Here is a 26179-nt window from a genome sequence, read left to right as displayed (position 1 = left end):
CGTCGCATGCAGATCGACCCGAGATTGTTCGGCGTCCGGCAAAACAATCCTCGACCGCAACACGGACACGCGATGAAATTCAGTCCGGCAATGCTGCGCGGCCGTACGGGGACGGCGTCGTTCCCGCCGCCGATCTCGGGCGTGTCGCGGTGGATCGGTGCGTCGACCGAACGCCATGACGGCGAACCGAAGCGCCGCCATCCACACCGTTAACCTTTTCTTAACCCGCCGATTGTGGTGCAACGCCGGCCGTGGGACATTCGTTAACAGAAGCTTAACGGGGCCAAGGGCGGTCATGCGGTACGGGTTTTCCCAGCGGTTCTCGGCTCTGACGACCCGCTTCGCCGCCTTCGGCGCCGCGACGCTGTTCGCGGGCCTCGCCGCCCTGTCGGGGGCGGAGGCGCAGACCTTGGCAGCCCTGCCCACCGTCCCGAGCGCCATCAGCGCCGGCGCCCAGACCCGCCCGATCGCCGCCTGGGTCGATTTCTGCGCCGCCTACGCGACGGAGTGTGCGGTGAACGGCGCCGAGCCGGCTCAGATCACCCTGACGCCGACGATCTGGAACACCATCGTCTCGGTCAACCGCCGGGTAAACAAGTCCCTCGTCGCCGTCACCGACATGGACCACCTGCGCGTCGCGGACCGCTGGGACCTCGCCGAGGACGGCTCGGGCGATTGCGAAGATTTCCAGCTCCTCAAGCGCAAGCTCCTGGCCGAGGCCGGGCTGCCGCGCCGGGCGATGCGGATGACGGTCGTGATCGACGAGAAGGGCGAGGGGCACGCCGTTCTGACCCTGATCACGGATCGCGGCGACCTCATCCTCGACAACAAGACCAGCACGATCCTGCCCTGGCGTCAGACCGGCTACACCTTCATCAAGCGCGAGAGCCAGGATGCCGTCGCCTGGGTGTCCCTGGGCCGGGCCGCCTCGCCCGTCACCACCGCCAACCGCTGACGTTGTCCCCGTGTGGGATCGTGGACAATCCGATCCTTTAAGGGGCAGTTAAGCGTGGGGGCGCGAGGGTGGTCCCGCTCCGGGATACCCCGCCATGACGTTCCGCCATCACCTCCGCACCGCCGCTGCGCCCGCTTTGCTGATGCTGCTCGTCGCGTCCGCAGCGGCGCAGGAGGCTCCGAGCGTGGCCGAGCGCCACGCCTCCTGGCGCGCCTGCCTCAACCGCAACTTCGCCCTCGAGGTCGTCCTCTCCAGCCGGGTCATCGCCGCCGACGCGGCCCTGCGCACCTGCCGGCCCAGCGAACAGGCCTACCTCACCGCCCTCGCGGCCTCCCCCCTCGTCGATGGCGACGACGTCGCCCGGGTCCGGCCGGCCCTGCTCCTCCGTGCCAGGGGCTGGCTGCTCGACGGCGGTCGCCAGCGCCCGCTCTGAAGAGCTCTCTCAAGGCTCCCCCAAAGCTCCCCGCCGCGGCGGCAAACGGCTGTCAGGCGAAGGATTTTCGCGGGTCGAAGGCATCGCGCACAGCCTCGCCGGCGAAGACCAGCAGGCTCAGCATCACCGCCACCACGAAGAAGCCGCTCAGTCCGAGCCAGGGGGCCTGGATGTTGTCCTTGCCCTGGGCCAGCAATTCGCCCAGCGAGGCCGAGCCGGGGGGCAGGCCGAAGCCGAGGAAGTCGAGGGAGGTCAGCGTCCCGATCGATCCGTTGAGGATGAAGGGCAGGAAGGTCAGCGTCGCCACCATCGCGTTGGGCAGGAGGTGGCGGCTCATGATGCGGATGTTCGAGAGGCCCAGCGCCCGGGCGGCGCGCACGTACTCGAAGTTGCGGGCCCGCAGGAACTCCGCGCGCACGACTCCGACGAGGGACACCCACGAGAACAGCAGCAGGATGCCCAGCAGCACGAAGAAGCCCGGCTCGATGAAGGCCGAGATGATGATGATCAGGTAGAGGGTCGGGATGCCGCTCCAGACCTCGATGAAGCGCTGCAGGGCGAGGTCGACCCAGCCACCGAAATAGCCCTGCACCGCCCCGGCGATCACCCCGATCACCGAGGAGATCAGGGCGAGGATCAGCCCGAACAGCACCGAGATGCGGAAGCCGTAGATGATGCGCGCCAGCACGTCGCGGGTGGTGTTGTCGGTCCCGAGCCAGTGCGTCTCGAGTTCGGAGCAGGACTTGCCGACGTTCTGGCACTGGGCCTCCGTCAGCATCCAGGTCGGGGGCGAGGGGGAGGGGGTTGGCAGGCCGTTGATGATCGTATCGTAGGAATAGGGGATCGGCGGCCAGATCGCCCAGCCGTTGTCGGCGATCTCCTTGCGCGTCTCCGCCGAGCGGTAGTTGGGCCGGGCATAGAAGCCGCCGAACTTCTCGTCCGGGTAGTCGATGATCACCGGGAACAGCATCTCGCCCTTGTACGAGACCACCAGCGGCCGGTCGTTGGCGATGAACTCGGCGAACAGGCTCGTAACGAACAGGGCCGTGAAGATCAGGAACGACCAGTAGCCCAGGCGATTGCGCCGGAAATTGGCGAGCCGCCGTCGGTTCAAGGGCGAGAGGCCCCGACCCGGCGGGGGCAGGGCGACTGCCCGGGCGCTGTCGGGACGCGCGACCTCGTTCATCGGGCGCCCCCCCGTGGGTCGGATCTCAGCCGTCGATGTGCGTCGCCGTGCCTTCGATCTCGTTCGGGCGCAAGCCGCCATGCCGCTCGAGGTGACGCCGCAGCAGGCGCACGTTGCGGCGGTTGGCCTTGAACGCCGCATCGAACAGGTCGCCCGCCAGGGGCACGGCACCGAGCGCCCCGTCGGCCGCGATGTTCAAGGCCATCCGGGCGATGAGCCAGCGCGGCGCCCCGAGCCGGCGCGCCTCCACCACGATGTAGGAGGCCAGCAGCATGCCGGCGACGTCGCCCACCACCGGGACGAGACCCACCAGGGCGTCGAGGCCCACCCGCCGGTTGATGCCGGGGATCACGAAGGCCGAATCCATGAGGTGTGCGAACGCCTCCAGGCGCAGCAGCGTCGCCTCGCGGTCGTCCGCCTTGGGTCGGAAGCGGGTCGTGGCACCGGCGGTCTGGGTGAAGTCCATGGTCGGGCTCCGGGGCAAGTCCAGCCTGGGGGAAGGGCGCGGCGTGGTCATGCGTCGGGATGTGGCCCCGGTCCCGTGCGCCCGCAAGCGCCGCCCCTGCGAACCCGCCCATCAGGCCGCCTGCCGCGCGACGGTGGAGAGCCGGTCGAGGGCCCGGTCGAGGACGTCGTCGGCCTTGGCGAAACACAGCCGCACGAGGTGGCGCACGGACGCATCCGGATAGAAGGCGCTGATCGGAATCGCGGCGACGCCGTGCCGGCGCACCAGGTCGTCGCAGAACGCGACGTCGTCGTCGCAGCCGAGGGGCGCGAGGTCGACGGTGAGGAAGTAGGTGCCGTGGGAAGGCAGCACCCGGAAGCCGCGCTCGGCGAGGCCCGCCGACAGGCGGTCGCGGGAGGCGGCGAAGCGCGCGCGCATGCCGGTGAAGTAGGCGTCGTCCTTGGCGAGCCCGTAGGCCACCGCCTCCTGCAGGGCGGGCGGCGTCGTGAAGGTGAGGAACTGGTGGGCGTTGGCCACCACCCGCAGCAGGGCCGGCGCCGCCATCACGAAGCCGACCTTCCAGCCGGTCAGGCCGAAGATCTTGCCGGCCGAGCCGATCTTCACGGTCCGGTCGCGCATGCCCGGGAGCGCCATCAGCGGGCAATGTCGTGCGCCGTCGAAGACGATATGCTCCCAGACCTCGTCGCAGACCGCCACCACGTCGTGCCGGGTGCAGAAGGAGGCGAGGAGCGCCAGATCCTCCCGTCCGAAGACCGTGGCGCTGGGATTGAGCGGATTGTTCAGGACGACGAGCTTCGTCCGATCCGAGAAGGCGTCCGCCAGGGCGTCCGCGTCGAGGCGGAACTGCGGGGGCTGGAGCGGCACGATGCGCGCGACGCCGCCGGCCCGGCGCACCAGCGGCAGGTAGGCGTCGTAGAGGGGGGCGAACAGCACGACCTCGTCACCCGGCGCGATCAGGGCGAACAGGGCGGCGGCGATGGCCTCGGTGGCCCCCGACGTCACCATCACCTCCGCCATCGGCTCGAGATCCAGCCCCTGGTGGTGCGCGTAATGCGCCGCGATCGCCCGGCGCAGGTTGGGCAAGCCCATCATCGGCGGGTATTGATTGTCGCCGTGCAGCACGGCCTCGGCGGCCCTGCGCCGGACATCCTCCGGTCCCGGATCGTCCGGGAAGCCCTGACCCAGATTGATCGCGCCGAGGTCGCGGGCGAGGCCCGACATCACCGTGAAGATGGTCGTCGGCAGATCGGCGAGGACGGGATTCATGGAGAGCGGGGGTTCGGGGAAGGGGAACGGCGCGGCGAGCCGTGGCGTAGCACGCCCCTTCGCCCCGGTGAAATGTGCGTCCTCGCACGCGGCCCGAACCACCTCCGGGCGGGTGGCCTGACGATTGTTGACTTTCATCAGCCATCACGTAACTCTCTACTTACGGCTGGAGCGGTGATTGCCAGCGCGGGACTTCGCCCCCTCGTTCCGTACACGTGTCGTCGCCGCTCCGGTCCTTCCCAAGAAGAGGTCGTCGCTTCCCCCAGCGGCGGCCTTTTCTCGTCTGTCGGAGGGCTGGCCGCGTAACCGGGCGCGTCTCGGCAGGGATTTCCGGGTGCCGGCGCGACAGCAATACGGTGGAAACGCGAAGGCCGCACTGGAGTCGCATTGGTTCCCTAGAGCGTCTCCCATGCCGTGCCGCGACCGCCTTCGAGACCTGGGACCGGCCGGGGTCGAGTTTCGCTTGGAGCAGATCCAGGGTCGGGCGAGACCCGCCGATGCGGGGCGCAGGGTGCGACGTCGCTCGATCCTGTCCCGGGGCGCCCATGGACCTTATGTCCTCCCCATCGGCAGCCCCTGCCGATCCGGCCAAGCATCGACTGGCCGAGCACCGGCTGGCCAAGCGTCGATCGGACATGCGCCGACCGGGCATGGGGACCGGGATTGCGTTGCGCCGGCGGCCGTTGGTCTCGTGAGAGCCTGCCGGTTCTTCCGCTCGCAACGCCGTCCGCAACACGCCATGATCGTCAGGCCATGAACGAAACCTCTCCCATCCGCACCGAGACAGCGCGCGAATACCCCGGGACACTCCGGGACGACGCGCGCCCGGGCGATGTGCTGCCGCGCGAGTCGCGCACCGCACCACCGGCCCGTCGCAGCCGGGCGGGGCTCTGGTTCGTCCTTCTCCTGATCCTGGCGGGGGGCGGATACGCCGGATACCGCTTCTACCTCGCGCCGAAAATGGAGACCCAGGTCGCCGCCACGTCCGGGCGCGGCAAGGGAGCTGGTGGGCGCGGCGGCCATGGCGAGCCGGCTCAGGCGGTAGGCATCGCCACGGTCGCGGCGGGCGACATCCCGATCGTGCTGGCCGGCCTCGGCACGGTCACGCCCCTCGCCACCGTCACGGTGCGCTCGCAGATCAGCGGCTACCTCACGGAGATCGGCTTTCGCGAGGGCCAAACCGTGAAGAAAGGCGATTTCCTCGCCCAGATCGATTCGCGCCCCTACGAGGCCCAGCTCGCCCAGTATCAGGGCCAGTTGATGCGCGATCAGGCCCTGCTGCAGAACTCGAAGCTCGATCTCGCCCGTTTTCAGCGGCTCTCCCAGCAGGATTCGATTTCGAAGCAGAACGTCGACACGCAAGGGGCCCTCGTGAAGCAGAACGAGGGCACGGTGGCGGCCGACCAGGCCCTGGTCGACCAGCAGAAGCTCAACATCACCTACACCCGCATCGTCTCGCCGGTGGAAGGCCGCGTCGGCCTGCGGCAGATCGACCAGGGCAACTACATCACGGCAGCCTCGACCAGCATCGTGGTTGTGACCCAACTGCATCCGATCTCGGTGGTCTTCACCCTGCCGGAGGACGACGTCGCGCGGGTGATGCGCCGCGTGCGGTCGGGCGCCAAGCTCATCGTCACGGCCTACGACCGGGGCGACACCAACGTGATCGCCACCGGCGTCCTCGACACGGTGGACAACCAGATCGACACCACCACCGGAACGGTGAAGCTGCGCGCGATCTTCGAGAACCAGGACGACGCCCTCTTTCCGAACCAGTTCGTCAACGCCAAGCTCGTCGTCGATACCGTGCGCGACGCCCCGATCGTCCCCACGGCGGCGATCCTGCGCGGGACGCCGGGCACCTACGTCTACCTGCTGCAGGGCGACGACAAGGTCGTCGTCCGCCCGATCAAGCTCGGCGAGGCGGATGGCCCCCGTACGGTGGTAACCGAGGGACTGAACATCGGCGACCGCGTGGTCGTGGACGGGACCGACCGCCTGCGCGACGGCGCACCGGTGCGCATCACCGAGGAGGCCGGCAAGGCCCGGAGCGCCCCGCACCGCGATCATGCGGCCGATGCGCAGGGCAAGCCGGCCGGTGGTCGGGGCGCGCCGGCGGAGGCTCAGAGCACGCCGGCCGCCGCGCCGGTGACGGAGGGGGCCAAGCCCGACGCCGCCAAGGCGGATGCCGTCGCGCCCGAGAGCCAGAAGCGCGAGCGCCGCCGGCAGCGGCCGGCCGAGGCGCAATGAGCCGATGAATCCGTCCCGCCTCTTCATCCTGCGGCCCGTCGCCACCACGCTGTTCATGCTGGCGATCCTGCTCGTCGGGATGGTGTCGTACCTGAACCTGCCGGTCTCGGCCCTGCCGTCGGTCGACTACCCGACGATCCAGATTCAGACCTTCTATCCGGGCGCCAGCCCCGAGGTGATGACCTCGGCGGTGACGGCGCCGCTGGAGCGGCAGTTCGGACAACTCGCCAACCTCAACCAGATGACGTCGCAGAGCTCGGCCGGCGCCTCCGTCATCACCCTGCAGTTCAGCCTGGATCTCGCCCTCGACATCGCCGAGCAGCAGGTCCAGGCCGCGATCAACGCGGCGGGCAACCTCTTGCCCTCGGACCTGCCGGCGCCGCCGATCTACGCCAAGGTGAACCCGGCCGATGCGCCGATCCTGACCCTCGCTCTGACGTCGAAGACCCTGCCGCTCACCGAAGTGCGCGATCTGGCCGAGACGCGACTGGCCCAGAAGATCTCCCAGGTGGCCGGCGTCGGCCTCGTCAGCACCGGCGGCGGACAGCGCCCCGCCGTGCGCATCCGCTTCAACGCCCGCGCCCTGGCCGCCTACGGCCTCAACATCGACGACCTGCGCACCACGGTCACCAACCTCAACGTCAACACGCCGAAGGGCACCATCGACGGGCCGACGCAGTCCTATTCCATCAACGCCAACGATCAGATCCGCGACCCGAAGGCCTATGACGACGCGATCATCGCCTACAAGAACGGCGCGCCGGTCCGGCTCTCGGACGTGGCCGACGTGGTCAACGGTCCCGAGAACACCAAGCTCGGCGCCTGGATGGACGAGACGCCCGCCGTCATCCTGAACATCCAGCGCCAGCCCGGCGCCAACGTCATCAGCACCGTCGACAAGATCAAAGCGCTGCTGCCCCAGCTCCAGGCGACCCTGCCCGCCGCCATCGGCGTCACCGTGCTCACCGACCGCACCACGACCATCCGCGCCTCGGTGCACGACGTGCAGGTGGAGCTGGCGCTGGCCATCGGCCTCGTGGTGCTGGTGATCTTCCTGTTCCTGCGCAGCGTCTCCGCGACCCTGATCCCGAGCCTGTCGGTGCCGCTCTCCCTGATCGGCGCCCTGGCGGTCATGGACCTCTACGGCTTCTCCCTCGACAACCTGTCGCTGATGGCGCTCACCATCGCCACCGGCTTCGTGGTCGACGATGCCATCGTGGTGATCGAGAACATCGCCCGCCACGTGGAGGAGGGCGATTCCCCCCTCGAGGCCGCGCTGAAGGGCAGCCGCGAGATCGGATTCACCATCATCTCGCTCACCGTCTCGCTGATCGCCGTGCTGATCCCGCTGCTGTTCATGGGGGACGTGGTGGGGCGCCTGTTCCACGAATTCGCGATCACGCTGGCGGCCACCATCATCATCTCGGCGGTGGTCTCGCTCACCCTCGTGCCGATGCTGTGCGCCCGCCTGCTGAAGGCGCACGTGCCCGGTGCCCCGGACCGGCGCGAGGGGATCGTCGCCCGCACCGCGCGCCGGGGCATGGACGGCATCATCGCCGGCTACGGCCGCATGCTGCGGGTGGTGCTTCGCCACCAGACGCTGACCCTGATCGTGACCCTCGGCACGATCGCGCTCACCGCCTACCTGTTCGTGGTGATCCCGAAGGGGTTCTTCCCGGTGCAGGATACCGGCGTCATCCAGGGCGTCACCCAGGCCGACCAGACCGTCTCCTACGCCGCCATGGCCGAGCGCCAGCAGAAGCTCGCCGCCGTCGTGCTCAAGGACCCGGACGTGCAGAGCCTGTCCTCCTTCATCGGGGTCGACGGCCAGAACGTCACCCTGAATTCCGGCCGCTTCCTCATCAACCTGAAGCCGCAGGATCAGCGCATCGCCCGCGCGCCCGAGATCATCGAACGGCTCAAAGCGGCCACCACCGATGTCGCGGGCATCCGCCTCTACCTGCAGTCGGTGCAGGACCTCACCATCGATACGGCGGTGGGCGCGACCCAGTACCAGGTCATCCTGGAGAACCCGAACCTGACCGAGTTCGAGACCTGGGTGCCGCGCTTCGTGCGGGCGCTGCAGGCCTCCCCGCTGCTGATGGACGTGGCGAGCGACCTTCAGGCAAGCGGCCTGGCCGCCTACATCACCATCGATCGCCCGACCGCCGGGCGCTACGGCATCACGCCGGCCACCGTCGACAACGCCCTCTACGACGCCTTCGGTCAGCGCATCATCTCGACGATCTTCACCCAGTCGAACCAGTACCGGGTCATCCTCGAGGCCGACCCGGACCTGCACAAGACCATCGAGAGCCTGGACCACATCTACCTGCCGTCCTCCACGGTCGCCTCCGGCCAGGTTCCGCTCTCGGCCGTGGCCCAGGTGAGCGAGCGGCGGGCGCCGCTGCTGATCAGCCATCTCGGTCAGTTCCCCGCCACCACCGTGTCGTTCAATCTCGCGCCCGGCGTGGCGCTCGGCGATGCGGTGGGGGCGGTGGAGGCGGCACGCCGGTCGATCGACCTGCCGCCGAGCTTCCGCGTGGTGCCGCAGGGCTCGGTCTTCGCCTTCCAGTCGGCGCTCTCGAACCAGCTCTTCCTGGTGCTGGCCGCCATCGTCACCGTCTACATCGTCCTCGGCGTGCTCTACGAAAGCTTCATCCACCCGATCACCATCCTGTCGACGCTGCCCTCGGCCGGCATCGGGGCGCTGATTGGCCTGATGCTGTTCGGGCTCTCCCTCGACATCATCGCGATCATCGGCATCGTGCTGCTCATCGGCATCGTGAAGAAGAACGCGATCATGATGATCGACTTCGCGCTCCAGGCGGAGCGCGAGGAGGGCATGAGCCCGCGCGACGCGATCTACGAGGCCTGCATCCTGCGCTTCCGGCCGATCCTGATGACCACGCTGGCGGCCCTGTTCGCGGCGGTGCCGCTCATCGTCGGCACCGGCGTCGGCTCCGAACTGCGCCAGCCGCTCGGTATCGTCATCGCGGGCGGCCTCATCGTCAGCCAGGTGCTGACCCTGTTCACCACCCCGGTGATCTACCTCGCCTTCGATCGCCTGGAGCGCCGCCTCTCCGGCCGCCGCGCCGGCGGCGCCGACAGCGTCGAGGCGCTGCCGTGAACGTCTCCGAGCCGTTCATCCGGCGGCCCGTCGCCACCACGCTTCTGACCATCGGCGTGCTGCTCGCGGGCATCTTCGCCTTCCTGAAGCTGCCGGTGGCGCCGCTGCCGCAGGTGGATTTCCCCGTCATCCTGGTCCAGGCGCAGATGGCCGGCGCCTCGCCGGAGACCATGGCCACCACGGTGGCGGCGCCCCTGGAACGCCGCCTCGGCGCCATCGCGGACGTCACCGAGATGACCTCGACGAGTTCGCTCGGCTCGGTCCGCCTCGTGCTGATGTTCGGGCTCAACCGCGACATCGACGGCGCGGCCCGCGACGTCCAGGCCGCGATCAACGCCGCGCGGGCCGATCTGCCGACGGCCCTCCGGTCGAATCCCACCTACCGGAAGTTCAACCCGGCCGACGCGCCGATCCTCATCCTGGGCCTCACCTCGAACACCCTGACGCCGGGCCAACTCTACGATTCCGCCGCCACGGTGGTGCAGCAGAAGATGTCCCAGCTCCCCGGGGTCGGGAACGTCGACATCGGCGGCTCGTCGCTGCCGGCCGTGCGGGTCGAACTCGATCCCACGGCGCTCTTCAACTACGGCATCGGCCTCGAGGGCATCCGTGCGGCGCTCGCGTCGGCCAACGCCAACTCGCCGAAGGGCGCCATCGAGACGGAGACGCGCCACTACCAGCTCTACGCCAACGACCAGGGCCGGGTGGCGGCCGATTACCGCGACCTCGTGGTGGCCTATCGCAACGGCGCCGCCGTACGCCTGACCGATGTGGGCGCGATCGAGGATTCGGTGGAGGACCGGCGCAACCTCGGCCTGGTGAACGGCAAGCCGGGCGTGATCCTGTTCATCTACAAGCAGCCCGGCTCCAACGTCGTCGACACGATCCGGGGGCTGAAGGCGGCGATTCCGCAGGTGACGGCGGCGCTCCCGGGCGACATCGACCTCATGGTCACGGGAGACCGCAGCGCCACCATCCGGGCCTCCCTGGCCGAAACCGAGGAGACGCTGCTCATCGCCGTCGTGCTCGTCGTCTTCGTGGTGTTCCTGTTCCTGCGCTCGGGACGGGCCACGCTGATCCCGGCCGTCGCGGTGCCGATCTCCATCGTCGGGACCTACTCGGCGATGTACCTGCTCGATTACAGCCTCAACATCCTGTCGCTGATGGCGCTCATCATCGCCACGGGCTTCGTCGTGGACGACGCCATCGTGGTCCTGGAGAACATCCAGCGCCACATCGAGAAGGGCAGGCCCCGGGTCGAGGCGGCGCTCCTCGGCTCGCGCGAGGTCGGCTTCACCGTCATCTCCATGAGCCTGTCGCTCGTGGCGGTGTTCCTGCCGATCCTCCTGATGGGCGGCATCGTCGGGCGCCTGTTCCAGGAATTCGCCGTCACGCTCTCGCTGGCGATCCTGATCTCGCTGGTGCTCTCGCTCACCACCACGCCGATGATGTGCGCACTGCTCCTGCGGCGCGAGGCCCCCCACGAGACCGTGCGGCCGAACGGGTTCGTGCGCGTCCTGGAGGCCGGGTTCGACGGGATGCTGAGGGGCTACGAGCGCACCCTGCGCATCGCCCTGCGCCATCGTCGGCTGGTCGCCCTCTCGCTGCTCGCAACCGTGGGCCTGAACGTCTACCTCTACGTCATCGTGCCGAAGGGCTTCTTTCCCGAGCAGGATACGGGACAGATGATGGGCGGCATCCAGGCCGACCAGCGCATCTCGTTCCAGTCGATGAAGCAGAAGCTGGAACAGGCCACCGCCATCGTGCAGGCCGATCCCGCCGTCGACAGCGTCGTGGGCTTCACGGGCGGGCGCGGCACCAATTCGGCCAACGTCTTCGTGGGCCTCAAGCCCCGGGGCGAGCGTGAGTCGATCACCGCCGTGATGGCACGCCTGCGCCCGAAGCTGTCGCAGGTCGCCGGCGCCCGCCTCTACCTGTTCCCGCGCCAGGACCTGCGCATGGGCGGCCGCCAGAGCTTCGCCCAGTATCAGTACACCCTCCAGGGCGACACGGCGGAGGAGCTCTACGCCGCCGCGCCGAAGCTGGTGCAGGCGCTGCAGAAGAACCCGATCTTCGCCGACGTCACCTCCGACCAGCAGGAGGGCGGCCTCGAGAGCCGACTCGTGATCGACCGGGCCAGCGCCTTCCGCTACGGCCTGACCCCGGACAAGATCGACAACACGCTCTACGACGCCTTCGGCCAGCGCCAGGTCTCGACAATCTACAACCCTCTGAATCAGTATCACGTCGTGATGGAGATCGCGCCGCGCTACCTCCAGAGCCCCGACACCCTGAAGATGCTCTACGTCTCGACCTCGGGCGGCAAGGCGCGGGGCTCGGCCACCACCAACGCGGTGGCCGGCACGGTGGCGGGCGCCCCGACCGGAGTCGCGGCGACCGGCGCCGTCGGCGCGACGGCGGCCGCCGACGCCAGTGCCGCCTCCATCGCCACCGATTCGGCCCGCAACGCCGCCGCCAACGCCATCGCGGGCGGCAAGGGCGGCGCCTCGTCGAGCGCGCCGGTGTCGAGCGCCAAGGAGACGATGATTCCGCTCTCGGCCTTCGCCCGCCTGGAGACCGGCAACGCGCCCGTGCAGGTCAGTCACCAGGGCCTGTTCGTCGCCACCACGATCTCGTTCAATCTCGTGCCCGGCAAGAGCCTGTCCGATGCCACAGCCGCCATCGAACAAGCCATCACCGACCTGCGCCTGCCCGCCACCATCCACGGCGAATTCGCGGGTTCGGCCAAGAGTTTCCAGGAATCGTCCTCACGTCAGCCCTTGCTGATCCTGGCCGCGCTGCTGGCGGTCTACACGATCCTCGGCATCCTCTACGAGAGCTTCATCCACCCCGTCACGATCCTCTCGACGCTGCCCTCGGCCGGCATCGGCGCGCTGCTGGCGCTTCTCGTGTCCGGCACCGAATTCACCGTCATCGCACTGATCGCGGTCTTCCTGCTCATCGGCATCGTCAAGAAGAACGCCATCATGATGATCGACTTCGCCCTGGATGCCGAGCGCACGCGCGGAGCCTCCCCGAAGGAGGCGATCTTCGAGGCCTGCCTCTTGCGCTTCCGCCCGATCATGATGACAACGCTCGCCGCGATGCTCGGCGCCTTGCCCCTCATCCTCGCCGGCGGGGAGGGCTCCGAACTGCGGCGGCCCCTCGGCATCGCCATCGTCGGCGGCCTGATCGTGAGCCAGATCCTGACCCTCTACACCACCCCCGTCGTGTACCTGTATCTCGACCGGCTGCGCCGCCGCGCGCCGGCGGCCGGCGCGGCCCTGAGCCCGGCCGAATGAGGCTGCGCCCCGGACTCTTCGCCCTCTTGGGCCTGCCCGGGCTCGTGTCCGGCTGCATGGTCGGGCCGGACTACGCGCGTCCTTCGGTGGAGACGCCCCTGGCGTTCAAGCAGGGGGGCACCCGCGAGGACAGCGCCGCCTACGTGGCGAGCCGCAAGGGCTGGCGTCCGGCCGCGCCCAATGACGGGGCCGAGCGCGGCGACTGGTGGCGGGTGTTCCGCGATCCCACCCTCGACCGCCTGATCCGCCTCGTGGATGTCGACAACCAGAGCCTGCGGGTCCAGGTGGCCGCCTACGAGCAGGCGCGCGCCTTCGTCGCCCAGGCCCGCGCCGCCCTGTTCCCCACGGTCACCGGCGCCCCCAGTGTCTCGCGGTCCCGCTCCCTCGGGATCGAGCGTACCAACGTCTCGCTCCAGGGTCAGGCCAGCTGGGAACTCGACCTGTTCGGCCGCATCCGCCGCAACATCGAGAGCGAGGTCGCCACGGCCCAGGCCAGCGCCGCCGAACTCGCCCTGGTGCGCCTGACGCTCCAGTCCGAGGTCGCGACCAATTACCTGACGCTGCGCTACCAGGATTCGCTCCAGCGCGTGCTCAACGAGAACATCGAAGGCTACAAGAAGAGCCTCGCGATCACCGAGAACCAGTACAATGCCGGCGTCGCCGCACGCTCGGACGTGATCACGGCCCAGACGCAGCTCCAGACCACGCAGGCCCAGGCCATCGCCATCGGCCTGCAGCGCGCCACCTTCGAGCACGCCATCGCGCTCCTCGTGGGTCGGCCGCCGTCGGAGCTGAGCCTGCCGGTGGCGCCGCTCGCCGCGCGCCCGCCCGCCGTGCCGGTCGGCATTCCCTCGACGCTTCTCGAGCGGCGCCCCGACGTCGCGCAGGCCGAGCGCAACGTCCAGGCCCAGAGCGAGCAGATCGGCGTCGCCGTGGCGGCTTTCTACCCCACCGTGACGCTCTCGGCCTCCGGCGGCATCTCGGGCAACCCGGCCAACGGCCTGCTCTCCGCCGTCAACCAGGTCTGGTCGGTGGCGGCCGCCGGCACGGAGGTGTTCTACGACGGGGGCGCCCGCGCGGCGGCCCTGCGCATCACCCGCGCGGCCTATGACGCCAGCGTGGCCAATTACCGCCAGACCGTGCTCACCGCCTTCTCGGAGGTCGAGAACGGCCTTGCCGGCGTGCGCATCCTTGCCCGGCAGCAGGTGGCCCAGGACGAGGCCGTGGCCTCGGCCCGCCGCGCCGTGGAGATCACCCTGAACGAGTACCGGGCCGGAACGCAGAACTTCACCACCGTGGTCACGGCCCAGGCGCTCGCCCTGAACAACGAGGTCGCCGCCCTGCAGATCCGCCTCAACCGTTTCACCACCGCGGTCTCGCTGATCCGCGCGCTGGGCGGCGGCTGGGACGTGCGTAGCCTGCCGAGCGGGGAGGACCTCAAGGAAGCCCGCCTGCCGGTGGATTCGGGCCAGGCCGTCCGCACCGACGAATAGGGACCGGCCCCGCGTCCCGGTCGGGTCAGCCCACGCGATCCGGCACGACCTTGGCCGGAACGTCGCCGGGGCGCCGCAGGTTGACGAGCGGATTTTTCCGGCGCGCCGCGCCGCAACCGTGAGTGGAGGCCGTGGGCCATGGACCAGATACCCCCCGCCAAAGCACCCGCCGCGACACCTGAGCATCAGCACGTTTCGGCGGCCCCCCCCTGCACGCTGGTGATCTTCGGGGCCGCCGGCGACCTCACGAAGCGGCTGCTGATGCCGGCGCTCTACAACCTCGCGGCCGGTGGCCTGCTCGACCCGGCGTTCCGCATCATCGGTGTCGACCACAACGCCAATACCGATGAGGGTTGGCGCGATGCCCTCTCCGAGACGATGCAGTCCTTCACCACGGACCGGACGTCGGAATTCCACCCCGACCACATCGATCCCAAGGCCTGGGGCTTCGTCAGCGAACGCCTCAGCTTCCGCCAAGGGGACTTCACCGCCGCCGAGACCTTCACGGGCCTCGCTCAGGCGCTGTCCGGCAACGTCATCTTCTATCTCGCGGTCTCGGCCCGCTTCTTCGGCCCGATCGTCGATGCCCTGGGGGAGGCGGGCCTGCTGAAGGAGCAGGCGGGCGTCTTCCGCCGCGTCGTCATCGAGAAGCCCTTCGGCAGTGACCTTGAATCGGCCCGCGCCCTGAACGCACGCATCCTCGAGCAGGGCACCGAAAGCCAGTTCTTCCGCATCGACCACTTCCTCGGAAAGGAGACGGTTCAGAGCATCCTGGCGATCCGGTTCGGCAACGGCCTGCTGGGGCCGGTCTGGCATCGCGACCACGTCGATCACGTGGAGATCACCGCGGCGGAGACCATCGGGGTCGAGGCGCGCGGCGCCTTCTACGAGCCCACGGGCGCCTTGCGCGACATGGTGCCGAACCACCTGTTCCAGCTGCTCTGCATGGTGGCGATGGAGCCGCCCAGGAGTCTCGACGCCGAGGATGTCCGCGACGAGAAAGCCCGGCTCATCCAGGCGGTGCAACCGGTCCAGCCCGCGCAGGCGGTTCGCGGCCAATACGGGGCGGGTCAGGAGCACGGGTACGCGGTGCCGGCCTATCGCAATGAGCCCGACGTCGCCCGCGATTCCCACACCGAGACCTATGTCGCCCTGAAGCTCGCCATCGACAACCCGCGCTGGAAGGACGTTCCGTTCTACCTGCGCACCGGCAAGCGGATGACCGACCGCGTCACCGAGATCGCCCTTCATTTCCGGCCGCCGGCGCACTCGCCCTTCGCGACGCCGGATGCGCCCGTAACCCCCGACGTCCTGCGCTTTCGCATCGACCCCGAGCAGGGGATGGACATCGAGATGAACGCGAAGCGGCCCGGGCCACGCCTGGATCTCGGCCGGGTCACCGCCGCCTTCGACTACGGGGATTTCTTCCGCGAGACGCCGAGCGTCGGTTACGAGACGCTGCTCTACGATTGCCTCATCGGCGACGCGACCCTGTTCCAGCGGGCCGACAGCATCGAGGCAGCCTGGGCGGTGGTGGATCCGCTGCTCAAGGCCTGGACCGATGCGCCGGTGGAGCCCTACGCCGCCGGAAGCGACGGGCCGGAGGGCGCCACCGCGCTCCTGGCCGCGCAGGGCCATCGCTGGCTACCGCTCGGCGAGGGATGATCGCGGGGGACGAACCGCGCGCCGCTTGGCGCCGGGCGGCGGGGCGACCGGCGGCGCGGGCTGCAATTCGGCGAGGGCGTCGTGGTGCAGCAGCCGGACGCCGGTGGCGGCGGCGAGCTTGCGCGCCGCTGGGGTGAACCCGGCATTCGAGACGACCGCCGCCATGTCGGCGGACCAGTAGCGCATCGCCGCAGCGATCTCCTGCACGGCGCCGTTGCCCACCGGACGCCCGTAGCGCTTGCACTGGACCACGAGACGCGTCCCGGCCTGCTCCGCGACGATGTCTGCGCCCTGATCGCCGCTGGCCTGGGTGGCGCGCGCGTTCCAGCCTGCCTCGCGCAGACGTCCCGCGCAGTAACGCTCGTAGGCGATGCCCTCCTCGGGCGCCTCGCTCTCGTCCGGCAATTGCACTCCATCCGCCACCCGTTCGATGATGGCGAGGATGTCGTCCCAGGCTCCGTCGATCTCGTCGCCGCGACCACGGGCCTCCAACTGCGGCACCACCGTGCGCTCGGCGAAGTAGGTTCGCTCGCGCTCCCAGCCGTCGCTGATCAGGTTGCCGTAGGCATCGACGAAGCATTCCTGTCGCCGCCGCAGGGCCAGGGTCGGCGCATGGGGGCGTGCGATCCTCCGGATCAGCCGGCGCAGGCGCTGCGGCCGGTCGAGATGGTGAAGGACGACACCGGCCCATGCCAGTCCGGCTCCGATGGCGCCGGGCTGCCCGAACCAGAGGGCGCAGCCCCCTCCGAGCACGGACGTCCAGAACAGGCGCGCCACGAGCTGCGATCGACCCGACATGTGGTGGTCCCAACCGGAAGAGGGCCGGGATCGTTCGACCCTCGACCGCGGTGGACCCGACCGTGGCAGCGGAGGGTTGCGCGTTCTCTAACGCCGTCCGGGTCGCGGAGGGGAGAAAGTGCTCCGGATGCCCGGAGATCTTGCGGGTTAGCGCGCCGGATCGACCTTCCCGCGGCATCGTGCCGGTTCGAATACCGACCCGATCTGTAAAACGCGTCGTTTCACCGGATCTGCCAAGATCAGTGCAGGAGCAGTCGACAAGCTGTGGACAAGACGAACGAGGCCGAGGCGATGCACCTCGGCCTCGTTCGTCATCCCTCCGGCGTCAATCGCGTTCCGGCGCCAAGCCTGCGCGTCCTGGCGTCAGGCCTGTGCCGCCACCTTGGGCCGACGCCCGCGCGGAGCCGACTCCGCCTTGGCCTCGGTCTCGACGGCCACGCTCTCCTGCTTCCGACGCTGCTGGCCGAGACCCATGTTCTTGGCCAGCTCCGAACGGGCGGCCGCGTAGTTCGGGGCGACCATCGGATAGTCGCTCGGGAGGTTCCACTTGGTGCGATACTGCTCGGGTGTCATCTCGTAGCGCGTCCGCAGGTGACGCTTGAGAGACTTGAACTTCTTTCCATCCTCGAGGCAGACGACGTAGTCCGGCGTGATCGAGCGCTTGATGGACACGGCCGGAGTCAGAGGCTCCGCCTTCTCCTCGGTCCCGACCTGGTTGAGCTTGCTCAGGGTGGCGTGCACCGAGCCGATCAGCGCCGGCAGGTCAGCGATCGGAACCGAGTTGTTGCTCACGAATGCGGACACGATGTCGGCCGCGAGTTCGATGTAGTCCGGCAGGATTCCGTTCTCGGTGCTCATTCTGAATCTCTCGTTGCGTTCTGAATACCACCCACCCCGAGGGCGTCGTGCCGGTTGGGAGGTTTGGCTGCCGCGTCATGGTTGTGACTTGCTGCTTGCTATGATGAAGCAAAGCAAAAGGCAAGAGCCTCATCAGGTCTCTTATAGGTCGCATCCGGTCGATGTCTGGTGAACTGGAATAGACCAGCAACCACTGCCATTCCGACGAACTGGACTAAATTTGCGCGATTTTGCCTGTTCCTGCACGGACTGGGCGACGGGGCGCCCTAATGCCTCACGGTTCAGATCGGGGAACCGGAAAAATAATTTTCTACGGGAGGAAATGTGATCTCTTACAGACCAGGTCTGCATCGAAATTTGAGCTAAAGCGGACCTCTAGGGCCGATTACCGCCAGAGCCGGCCGGAGCGCTAAAATGGCTCTTGAATACAAAATCTAGATGCGAACCGGCTCGTACAGACTGTGGAGGCCGCGTGTTTTTATCCGCGGCCACGCACGGACCTGCGTAAAAATTTACGCAGGTCCGCCCGAAAAGGTCCGGAACGGACGATTTCGACACCTGTCCCGGGCCGTGCGAGACCTGATCACCCGTCCGTTCGGCTGCGCGGACCGTAAGATTTGAACCGTTCCACCGTTCTCCAGATCTCGTCGTCTGGCAGCACCACGGGATTTCCGACCTGAAGCGCCACCGCATATTGGCGGCAGAGCGCTTCCACCTCCACCGCGAGCCAGAGGGCCTTTCGAAGATCGGTTCCGACGGCAATCATGCCGTGATTGGCCAGGAGGCAGGCCATCCGTCCCTCCAGGGCGTTGAGGGCCGCCGCCGACAGGGCTTCGGTGCCGTAGGGCGCGTAGGGGGCACAGCGCACGGTCGGTCCACCGGCCGCCGCGATCATGTAGTGCACCGCCGGAATGTCCTGCCCGCAGATCGCGAAGGCGGTGCAGTGGGTCGGATGCGAGTGGACCACCGCGTTCACCTCCGGACGTGCCGCGAGGATGTCGCGGTGGAAGCGCCACTCGGAGGAGGGGGCGAGCGGGTGCGCGAAACCGCCGTCGAACCGCATCGCCACGAGATCCTCCGGCCGCAGCGTCTCGGCCGGAATGCCGGACGGCGTGACGAGGAAGCCGTCGCCCGCCCGCACCGACACGTTGCCGGAAGTGCCCTGGCTCAGACCGAGCGTGAGAAGGTCGCGCATCGCGGCGACGATGTCGGCACGGATCGCTCCGTCCGTCGATTCGGTGGCGGGAGAGGGAGGCTGGGACGGCATGCGGGTCTCCGGACGCGAACGCCCTACCGGTCGGGCGCAGGCGGTCTATAACACCGCCTGCCGGACGCGTTCGCGATCCGACCCGGTTACCAAGCCGGCGACGCTCCTGCTGCCGGGACGGTTCAGGAGCGACCGCCCCGTCACCCGAGCAGAGGCAGGTCGGCCGATGAGTACGTACCGCTTCGAGGCGTTGGTCGCCCCGCGCGCGATCGCCCTGGTCGGTCTCGATGCCGGGCCGGATGGGCTGGCCGAGGCGGCCCTGGCCAATCTCCGTCGCGGCGGCTTTCCGGGGCCGATCCATTGCCTCGGCTCCGATGCGGCCGCCGGTCAGATTCCACGCTTCGCCGACCTTCCCGAGGTGCCGGACCTCGTCATCCTGGCGACCCCGGCCGAAGCGATTCCCGAGCAGATCGCGGAGGCCGGGCTGCGCGGTGCGGCCGGTGCCGTCATCCTGACGCCGGATGTCGGCGATGCGATCTGCGAGGCGGCTCGCGCGGAGGCGCGCCGCCACGGCCTGCGCCTCCTCGGGCCCGGCAGCATCGGCCTCTCCGTTCCCGGCGCCCACCTCGATGCGAGTCTCCTGGCCCGGCCCCCCAAGGCCGGCGACCTGGCGCTGGTCTCGCAGTCGGGCACCGTCGCCGCCGGCATCGTCGAATGGGCGGCGCGCCGGGACGTGGGCTTCTCGGCGGTGCTGTCCCTCGGCATCGCCTGCGATATCGACGTCGCGGATTGCCTCGACCACTTCGCGGCCGACATCCGCACCCGGGCGATCCTGCTCTCCCTCGATGCGGTCGTGGATGCGCGCAAGTTCATGTCGGCGGCGCGGGCGGCCGCCCGCGCCAAGCCGGTCGTGGTGCTCCGAGCGGGGCGCCACCGGGCTCCGGCCCGGCACGCCGCAACCCATACGGGCGCGCTCGCCCGGCCCGACACCGTCTACGAGGCGGCCTTCCGCCGCGCCGGACTGCTCGCGGTGGAGAGCCTGGATGCGATGTTCTCCGCGGTGGAGACGCTCGGGCGCCAGCGCCCCTTCCCGGGGCATCGCCTCGCGATCCTGGGCAACGGACGCGGGATCGGCGCCCTGGCGGCCGACCGGCTCGCGGATCGCGGCGGCACCCTGGCGGCGGCCGGGACGCTCGGCAATCCCGTGGATCTCGGCGTCGCCGCCGGACCGGAGGCCTATGCCGACGCCCTCGCGCCGCTGCTGGCGGATCCGGGCAACGACGCGGTGCTCGCCGTCCACGTGCCCACGGCCCGCTCGGACGGCACGGAGGTCGCCGGAGCGATCGCCGACACCGTGACCCGGATCCGTCGGAACGGCGCACGCAAGAAGCCGGTCTTCGCCGTGACGATCGGTGAGGAGGCCGAGGCGGTCGGACGCCTCGCCGCCGCGGGCATTCCACGCTTCTCCACCGAGGACGCCGCCGTCGAGGGTTTCCTGCACCTCGTGCGCTATCGCGAGGCGCAGGACGACCTGATGCGCACGCCGGATTCGCTGCCGCGCGACTTCTCGCCGGACGTCGAGGCGGCCCGCGCCGTCGTCGCACGCGCCGTGGCCCAGGGGCAGACCTGGCTCGACCCCGTCGCCGTGGCCGACCTCCTCGCCGCCTACCGCATCGACAGTGTGCCGCTGGCGCTGGCGCCCGACATCGATGCGGCCGCGACGGCCGCATGGCCCATCATCGCGCAGGGCGGCGCCGTGGCGCTCAAGGTCGTCTCGCCCGACATCGTGCACAAGTCCGACGTCGGCGGCGTGCGCCTCGATCTCACCAGCGAGGCCGACGTGCGGGCAGCCGCCGCCGACATCCTCGCCCGGGCCCGGCGGCTGGCGCCGGAGGCGCGGATCACCGGTTTCGCGGTCCAGCCGATGATCCGGCGCGGCAAGCAGCGCGAGCTGATCGCGGGGCTCGCCGAGGACCCGACCTTCGGGCCGGTGGTGGTGTTCGGGCGGGGCGGCACGGCGGTGGAGGTCATCGACGACCGGGCCCTCGGCCTGCCCCCCCTCGACCTGCGCCTCGCCTCGGAGCTGATCGACCGGACCCGCGTCGCCCGGCGTCTCGCCGCCTATCGCGACGTGCCGGCGGTGAACCGCCACGCGGTGGCGCTGGTCCTGGTGAAGCTGGCGCAACTGGCGGCCGACTGTCCCGAGGTGCGCGAGCTCGACATCAATCCGCTCCTCGCCGATGAGACCGGCGCCCTCGCCCTCGATGCCCGCGTGATGGTGGCGGCCGAGACCGCGGCCGGCCGCCGCGCCCGGGGCGCCTACCATCCGCGCTTCGCGATCCGACCCTATCCGGTGGAGTGGGAGCGCACCCTCCACCTCCGGGGCGAGACCGTCACGGTAAGGCCGGTGCGGCCGGAGGACGAGGCGCTGTTCCTCACCTTCTTCCAGTCGGTCAGCGCCGAGGACCTGCGCTTGCGCTTCTTCGCACCGGTGCGGGACTTCAACCACGCCTTCCTCGCCAAGCTCACGCAACTCGACTACGCCCGCGCCATCGCCTTCGTGGCGATCGACGCGGCCACCGGAATGATGCTCGGCGCCGTCCGTCTCCACGCCGATGCCAACCATGAGAGCGGCGAATACGCCATCCTGATCCACGGCGACCGGAAGGGAACAGGCCTCGGCCACGCCCTGATGAGCCTGATGATCGACTGGGCCAGGGTCGAGGGGCTCTCCCGGGTCGAGGGGACGGTCCTGCGCGAGAACCGACCCATGCTCGCGGTCTGTCGCCAGCTCGGCTTCACGGTCCGGCCCGACACCGAGGATGGCGCCGTGGTCAAGGTCGCCCTCGCCTTGTAGCGCGTCCGCCGATCCGCTTCACGCCCGCTCGCTGATCCGCCGGACGCCGCCGGGATCGGCCCTGGCGCTGAACTGCGACGGCGTCATCCCGTAATGCTGCCGGAACAGCCGGCTGAGCTGGGCCGAGCTGCGAAACCCGACCGCCTCGGCGAGCACGGCGATGGGGTGCGGTTGCGCCGGCGCGCTGAGCGCCGCCTTGATGCGCTCCAGCCGGGCGGAGCGGATGAAGCACTCGACGCCGCCGACGGGCTGGAACATCGCGAAGAGCCTGGAGCGCGAGGCGCCGATGCTGCGCGCGACCTCCGCGGCGCTCAGGTCGGGATTGCCCAGATTCGCCTCGATATAGAGACGGGCCTTCTGGTGCAGCCGCGCCGGATCGCTGAGGGACGTGCCGTGACCCAGGGCGGCGGTGATGGCCTGGGCCATCAGAGTCGCGGTCTGGGCGACGGCCTCGGCGTCGAGGGCGGTCCAGTGCGGCAGGCGGTCGCGCAAGCGCAGGAGATGGGCGGTGTAGGGCGCGGCGATGTCCGGCGGAATGACGAGGCCATGGATCGCATCCAGGGGGCCGAACCAGCGGCGGGCGAAGGCGCGCGGCATACCGACGAAATTGCGGCGTTGCCGGGGGATGTCCGGAGCGTCGCGGATGAGCACGGGCCGGGAGAAGTCGATGGCGTAGACGGACCCGGCCCCGGTCCGCACGTCACGGCCATCGAAGTTGGCAACGATGTCGCCGGTCTCGACATGTTGGAGAACGATCGCGTCGAGGCCATCGAAGCCGAGCTTCTGCGCCGTCCGGTGAAAGAGGAACGGAACGCCGTCCATGAAATGAAACCGCAGGTGTTCCGACCAGAAACTGGTGATTTCCACGTGGAAGGGCGTTGCCAGGGGCGTCACCAGCGCAGAGCTGGCAAACATCAATTGATAGATCTGAGCGGCGTCTTCCTGGGGGTAATCGCCGCTTGAGAACTGCACGCTCCGGAGTGGGAAAGTCCCGTCTGGAGGGTGTTGGACGGATGGCGAAGCGTGCAAGGCCGGGTCACGACTGTTGGGCGCGGGATCGATGTCGTTAATAGGAATGGCGTCATCTGGTTCCGCCCCGGCGACCGGATCGTACGGCAGGCCGCGGCCCTGCCGGAGGCGCTGCGGTCGGCACGACCCGCGCCCACGGATCTGGACCGCACGGACCCCATGCGAACGATGCCCCAGGACCAGAATCTCGAGGGGATATTCCGCGAAGAAAGCGAGAGATACACCCGGCCGACACAGATATTTCGGCCGCGGGATTCGCGTCCCGTGCCGCGGGATTTGAAATTCGATTTGCTAATCGGCCGCGAAGCGCGTAGAGATTAACGATCAATTCAACGGCTGAACCTCGATGGCGCGGTTTCGTTACGAAATCGTGTGCCAGAGAGCTCTGTCTTGAACTGATGACGGAGACGGCCGCGCATGATCGCGTGGACCTCCGGTAGATGAAGCCCGCAAGGGCGAAGGAATACGATGGCTGTCGGTACTGTTAAGTGGTTCAACGAGACAAAGGGTTTCGGTTTCATCCAGCCGGATAACGGCGGAAGCGACGTGTTCGTGCACATCTCGGCCGTCGAGCGTGCCGGCATGCGCGGCCTCGCGGAAGGCCAGAAGGTCTCCTACGAGATGGAAACCGACAAGCGCAGCGGCAAGCAGTCCGCCGGCAGCCTCCAGACCGTCTGATCACGGCGGGCTCCCGTGTGGAGCCCAACCTGTTTCGAGAGCCGCTTCCCGGATGGGAGGCGGCTTGCTTGTGTTCTGAGACCCGATTCCAGGGGAGCGCGCCGTCGGCGGCCTCCCGCATGACAGGATCCTGTGTGAGCCAATTCAACCCGAACTCGATGACCGACCGCCTCAAGGCCGCGACCGAAGCCCGTGCCGCGGCGCTGGCCCGCTTCCGTGACCGCCCGGCCGCGGATGATCCGGTCGTGGTCGCCCGCAAGGCCGAGCGGGCTCAGATCGCCCGGGAGCGCGAGATTCGCGTCGCGGCCCGCGAGCAGGCCCGACTCGAGGCCGAGGCGCAGCGCGCCGCGGAGGCCGAGGCCGAGCGCGAGCGTCAGGCCGCCGAGGAAATTCGCGCCGCCGAGGAGAAGGTGGCGCAGGCCGCTGCCGCACGCCTGGAGCAGAAGGCTCAGCGCGATGCGCGCTACGCCGCCCGCAAGGCCAAGGCGCGCCGCTGACGGTTTCCGTCGGCGGGATCGTTCGATCCCGCGACCCCACGGCGGATTCGGCGCGGATCCGCCCGACGGTTCCGTCCCTCGGGACGAGACCGCATCATCGGGGCCGCCGCGACGGGCGGGCCCACCTCAGGCGCGACGTCAGTCCGCCGAACCTCCACCGAGGAGACAAGCGCCATGTCCCACAAGTTCAAGATCGGCCAGCGCGTGCGCCGCGCCCAGATCGGCTACACCGCCCCGAAGAGCGATATCTCCGACGTCTTCGAGATCGTCCGCCTCGTCCCCGAGGATCAGACCGGCGAACCGTTCTACCGGATCAAGTCCGGGAGCAGCGAGCGCGCGGTGCGCGAAGGCGAGATCACCGAGGCCTGAGCGGCCCGCCTCCGCGCCCGGCGCGGAGCCCGCACCGTCAGGGCGAATATGCAGGCCGCGGCCTCCCCCTTCACGACGTGAGGGGGAGGCCGTTTTCCGTCAGCTCAGCACCACCACGCGTGAGCCGATCTCGACGCGGCCGTAGAGATCGATGACGTCCTGGTTGATCATCCGGATGCAACCCGACGAAACGCTCTTGCCGATCGACTCCGGCTCCAGCGTCCCGTGAATGCGGTAGAGCGTGTCCTTGTTGCCCTGCCACAAGTAGTGGGCCCGGGCCCCGAGGGGATTGTGCGCACCGCCGGGCACGCCGAGACCGCTCTGGAGCTGGGAGACGGAGCGCGCCAGCTTCGGCGTGCGGGCGATCATCTCCTTGGGCGGATACCAGTCCGGCCACATCTGCTTGGAGTTCACCGTCGAGGCGCCGGCCCACGAGAAGCCCTGCTTGCCGACGCCCACGCCATAGCGACGCGCCCGGCCATTGGGCTGGACGAGGAAGAGGTGATGGGCCCGCGGGTCGACCACGATCGTGCCCGGGGTTTCCGAACCCGTATAGGCGACCTCCTGGCGCAGGAAGGACGGGTTCGCCTTGCGCCAGTTGAAGGCGTAGACGGGGAAGGGCTCGTCTGTGACCGCCGCGTAGGCGCGGTTGAAGTCGATGGGACCATCGTCGACGGGCTTGGCCGGAGCGGCCTGCTGCACCGAGGCGGGCGGCACCTGCCGCGGGGCGTAGAGATCCGCATCCGGATCGTCCGCCACGGCGCGGCCGCGCTGGCTGCGCGCCGGTTCGAACCCGCGGTCCGATCCACGCTCGGAATAGGGCACGTACTGGCCGCCCCGGCGACGGTAGAGCCGTCCCTCCTCGTCGCGATAGAGGCGCTCATCGTCGTAGGGGCCATTCCCATCGATGGCGCCGCCGAAGAGTCCGCGCCCCTGCGCGAGGGCGGACCCGACGGGCGTGAGAAGCGCGAGGCTCGTCGTCGCCCCGGTGAGAAGCGTGCGGCGGGTCGTCTGAGGCATGGACGTTGCTCGGGAAGTCGTCGGAGATGGGTCGTTCAAGCCCGGGCCTAGCAAGTCGACGCAGAGCCGTCACGTCATCTGAACGACGGGCAGCCCTGCAGGGGCACCAAAGTTCGGGGGCGATGCAGTGCGGGCACAATCATAGGGTCTGGAAACCATCCGGAAAACCTTCCGAAGACCCGCGCGAATACGCCGGCATCGTGCTTTCACCATGTCTATGAAAAAGCGGTGATCAGCCCCCGGCCGGGATGGGCGATCGATTGCAATGTGCCGCGTCGTGCCGACATAGGTGGTCCTCCGCCAAGCCCTCTCTCGAATACATGGAACGCGACCCGTGCCGGTCCCCCCGCGTCCCCGTCACCGCGCGCGCCCTGCGGCGCTCGCGGTCCTCCTGCTCGTCTTCCTCGTGCCCACGGACGGGCAGGCGGGCCGCAGCCGAACCGCGCGCGTCGCGGAGCCCGCCGCTCCGGTGACGAGTTGGACCTCCAGCGAGCCGGAGAACCCCACCTGCCAGCGCACCCGGCGCAAGCTCTGGCAGGCCGACGAGGGCTGGGTGGTGCGCAGCATCACGGTCTGCCGGTAAGGCGTCCCGCGCACCGCCCGAATGCATCCGTGCAAAATTCATTTGCGCGAAATTGATGATCCGCCGGCGGTTGAACGTAGGACAATCGCCCGCGCTTCGCTAAAGCTTGCGGGGCACGCGTCGGATCGACCGTCGTC

21 protein-coding genes are annotated in these 26179 nt (G+C 69.1%); 13 read left to right on the top strand and 8 right to left on the bottom strand.

Annotation, left to right across the window (positions count from 1 at the left end; translation table 11 throughout):
- Nucleotides 1-6: 6 nt before the first annotated feature.
- From ASF41_RS25770 to ASF41_RS03265, 3 genes are all read left to right on the top strand, one after another.
- Nucleotides 7-213 (top strand): hypothetical protein, encoded by a 207-nt coding sequence (locus tag ASF41_RS25770; protein WP_210166975.1) that lies wholly within the window; start codon nt 7-9, stop codon nt 211-213.
- Between the two features lie 82 nt (nt 214-295).
- Nucleotides 296-955 carry a transglutaminase-like cysteine peptidase gene (locus ASF41_RS03270; RefSeq protein ID WP_056214877.1) on the top strand — a complete coding sequence of 220 codons (660 nt, stop codon included), beginning with the start codon at nt 296-298 and terminating at the stop codon, nt 953-955.
- A gap of 94 nt (nt 956-1049) precedes the next feature.
- Nucleotides 1050-1388 (top strand): hypothetical protein, encoded by a 339-nt coding sequence (locus ASF41_RS03265; protein WP_056490776.1) that lies wholly within the window; start codon nt 1050-1052, stop codon nt 1386-1388.
- A gap of 52 nt (nt 1389-1440) precedes the next feature.
- On the opposite strand, the gene ASF41_RS03260 is transcribed toward ASF41_RS03265, so the two are convergent.
- The 3 genes from ASF41_RS03260 to ASF41_RS03250 form a co-directional block, all read right to left on the bottom strand.
- A complete protein-coding gene (locus tag ASF41_RS03260) occupies nt 1441-2574 on the bottom strand; it encodes an ABC transporter permease (RefSeq protein WP_056490773.1) in 1134 nt (377 codons plus the stop codon).
- Between the two features lie 25 nt (nt 2575-2599).
- A complete protein-coding gene (locus ASF41_RS03255; protein ID WP_056214886.1) occupies nt 2600-3040 on the bottom strand; it encodes a DUF4112 domain-containing protein in 441 nt (146 codons plus the stop codon).
- A 111-nt stretch (nt 3041-3151) separates the two neighbouring features.
- Entirely contained in the window at nt 3152-4306 is a 1155-nt protein-coding gene (locus ASF41_RS03250; protein WP_056275414.1) for an aminotransferase, read from the bottom strand.
- 753 nt (nt 4307-5059) lie between these two features.
- On the opposite strand from ASF41_RS03250, the gene ASF41_RS03245 reads away from it, so the two are divergent.
- The 5 genes from ASF41_RS03245 (at nt 5060) to zwf (ending at nt 16146) form a co-directional block, all read left to right on the top strand.
- Nucleotides 5060-6556 carry an MdtA/MuxA family multidrug efflux RND transporter periplasmic adaptor subunit gene (locus tag ASF41_RS03245; protein ID WP_056490770.1) on the top strand — a complete coding sequence of 499 codons (1497 nt, stop codon included), beginning with the start codon at nt 5060-5062 and terminating at the stop codon, nt 6554-6556.
- 4 nt (nt 6557-6560) lie between these two features.
- Nucleotides 6561-9686, top strand: coding sequence for an MdtB/MuxB family multidrug efflux RND transporter permease subunit (locus ASF41_RS03240; protein WP_056490767.1), 3126 nt, complete (start codon nt 6561-6563; stop codon nt 9684-9686).
- Nucleotides 9683-12988 (top strand): efflux RND transporter permease subunit, encoded by a 3306-nt coding sequence (locus ASF41_RS03235; protein ID WP_056490764.1) that lies wholly within the window; start codon nt 9683-9685, stop codon nt 12986-12988. The genes ASF41_RS03240 and ASF41_RS03235 overlap by 4 nt, the downstream gene beginning before the upstream one ends.
- Nucleotides 12985-14481, top strand: a complete 1497-nt coding sequence (locus ASF41_RS03230) for an efflux transporter outer membrane subunit (RefSeq protein ID WP_156394130.1) — start codon at nt 12985-12987, stop codon at nt 14479-14481. Before ASF41_RS03235 ends, ASF41_RS03230 begins: the two co-directional genes overlap by 4 nt.
- Nucleotides 14482-14619: 138 nt before the next feature.
- Complete coding sequence (gene zwf / locus ASF41_RS03225; RefSeq protein ID WP_056490759.1) at nt 14620-16146, top strand: glucose-6-phosphate dehydrogenase; 1527 nt, start codon at nt 14620-14622, stop codon at nt 16144-16146.
- Here the strand turns inward: zwf and ASF41_RS03220 are convergent.
- The 3 genes from ASF41_RS03220 to ASF41_RS03210 all read right to left on the bottom strand — a co-directional run bounded on the left by ASF41_RS03220 (nt 16126) and on the right by ASF41_RS03210 (nt 19069).
- On the bottom strand, nt 16126-16944 hold the full coding sequence (locus tag ASF41_RS03220; protein WP_082503963.1) for a restriction endonuclease: 819 nt from the start codon (nt 16942-16944) through the stop codon (nt 16126-16128). The genes zwf and ASF41_RS03220 overlap by 21 nt on opposite strands.
- 363 nt (nt 16945-17307) lie before the next feature.
- Nucleotides 17308-17802 (bottom strand): MucR family transcriptional regulator, encoded by a 495-nt coding sequence (locus tag ASF41_RS03215; protein ID WP_056214905.1) that lies wholly within the window; start codon nt 17800-17802, stop codon nt 17308-17310.
- Nucleotides 17803-18385: 583 nt separating this feature from the next.
- On the bottom strand, nt 18386-19069 hold the full coding sequence (locus ASF41_RS03210) for a class II aldolase/adducin family protein (RefSeq protein WP_056490756.1): 684 nt from the start codon (nt 19067-19069) through the stop codon (nt 18386-18388).
- Nucleotides 19070-19235: 166 nt separating this feature from the next.
- Here ASF41_RS03210 and ASF41_RS03205 point away from each other — a divergent pair, with 166 nt between their 5' ends.
- Nucleotides 19236-21866 (top strand): bifunctional acetate--CoA ligase family protein/GNAT family N-acetyltransferase, encoded by a 2631-nt coding sequence (locus ASF41_RS03205; protein ID WP_056490753.1) that lies wholly within the window; start codon nt 19236-19238, stop codon nt 21864-21866.
- Between the two features lie 18 nt (nt 21867-21884).
- Here ASF41_RS03205 and ASF41_RS03200 read toward each other — a convergent pair whose 3' ends face one another.
- Nucleotides 21885-22781, bottom strand: a complete 897-nt coding sequence (locus ASF41_RS03200; RefSeq protein ID WP_056214913.1) for a helix-turn-helix domain-containing protein — start codon at nt 22779-22781, stop codon at nt 21885-21887.
- 582 nt (nt 22782-23363) lie between these two features.
- On the opposite strand from ASF41_RS03200, the gene ASF41_RS03195 reads away from it, so the two are divergent.
- From ASF41_RS03195 to ASF41_RS03185, 3 genes are all read left to right on the top strand, one after another.
- Complete coding sequence (locus ASF41_RS03195) at nt 23364-23573, top strand: cold-shock protein (protein ID WP_055947623.1); 210 nt, start codon at nt 23364-23366, stop codon at nt 23571-23573.
- 134 nt (nt 23574-23707) lie between these two features.
- Nucleotides 23708-24070 (top strand): DUF6481 family protein, encoded by a 363-nt coding sequence (locus tag ASF41_RS03190; RefSeq protein ID WP_274534727.1) that lies wholly within the window; start codon nt 23708-23710, stop codon nt 24068-24070.
- Between the two features lie 174 nt (nt 24071-24244).
- Nucleotides 24245-24439, top strand: coding sequence for a hypothetical protein (locus ASF41_RS03185; RefSeq protein ID WP_055947626.1), 195 nt, complete (start codon nt 24245-24247; stop codon nt 24437-24439).
- 99 nt (nt 24440-24538) lie between these two features.
- Here ASF41_RS03185 and ASF41_RS03180 read toward each other — a convergent pair whose 3' ends face one another.
- The gene (locus ASF41_RS03180) at nt 24539-25459 is read right to left on the bottom strand and encodes a L,D-transpeptidase (protein WP_056214916.1); all 921 of its coding nucleotides are present in this window, start codon (nt 25457-25459) and stop codon (nt 24539-24541) included.
- Nucleotides 25460-25793: 334 nt separating this feature from the next.
- Between ASF41_RS03180 and ASF41_RS03175 the strand changes: the two genes are divergently transcribed.
- Nucleotides 25794-26042: a hypothetical protein gene (locus ASF41_RS03175; RefSeq protein WP_056214919.1), complete on the top strand. Its 249-nt coding sequence runs from the start codon at nt 25794-25796 to the stop codon at nt 26040-26042.
- Nucleotides 26043-26179: the final 137 nt, after the last annotated feature.

The organism is Methylobacterium sp. Leaf111 (assembly GCF_001423285.1).
Classification (GTDB): domain Bacteria; phylum Pseudomonadota; class Alphaproteobacteria; order Rhizobiales; family Beijerinckiaceae; genus Methylobacterium.
This window is presented reverse-complemented; position numbering and strand designations above follow the sequence as displayed.